Here is a 664-nt window from a genome sequence, read left to right on the forward strand (position 1 = left end):
ACGGAGAGTTCAATCCGCTGGCGCGGTACTCCTTTTGGCTCTACAAGAGGCTTCGCCTCGTTATAGCAGCCAAAAGCGAGCTTGATCGTTGAAATTTGCGAAATGGCACAATCGTAAGTAGTAAAAATGGGTACGATTATTAGCCAAATAAGAGGTAATCAAAATGAGGTGACTATGAGCCGAAAACCACATCATAAAAAAATAACGTTCGTAGAACTAGACGGTTACAGTGAGACAGATCGAGAACTGATTTATGCAACAAAAAATGAACTTAAGCTTTGTATTCGAGAAGCCATTATTGTCTTGACTCAACAACGTAAAATTCGGAGGCGTAGGAAAAAAGTGGATAAACCGAAACCCAAACATACACCAAGTTATTCGCAAAAAGTTGTCGTGACTAAAAAAGGTTGTCGTGATTGGGGAAAAGTGAAATAAAAATAGTAGTTGTGGTCAAAATCGTTTGATATAGAACGCTCTTTCACTCTCATTGGGTCAGAGCTTCTCCCAATCCCCGAACGCGTATTTAAACCACGAGTATGTCCGTGAGTTTTTACACGTTGGGTCCCCGCCCGTATTTTTGATACGTTGGGTTGTGTTTGCCGGATTATTACGGGCATCCGACGTCGAACCTCCTATAGCGCTGAATGATATTTCACAACATGAA

Annotated in this window: 1 protein-coding gene; it reads left to right on the top strand. The window is 41.6% G+C overall.

Annotation, left to right across the window (positions count from 1 at the left end):
• Window positions 1-126: 126 nt before the first annotated feature.
• Complete coding sequence (locus OH459_RS28065) at window positions 127-435, top strand: hypothetical protein (protein ID WP_029790650.1); 309 nt, start codon at window positions 127-129, stop codon at window positions 433-435.
• Window positions 436-664 lie beyond the last annotated feature (229 nt).

The organism is Vibrio sp. MM46 (assembly GCF_027587135.1).
Classification (GTDB): Bacteria; Pseudomonadota; Gammaproteobacteria; order Enterobacterales; family Vibrionaceae; genus Vibrio; species Vibrio harveyi.

What these genes read in the sequence shown, in the direction of transcription:
- OH459_RS28065 (WP_029790650.1), top strand. Translation starts at nt 127, where the DNA reads ATGGGTACGATTATTAGCCAAATAAGAGGTAATCAAAATGAGGTGACT.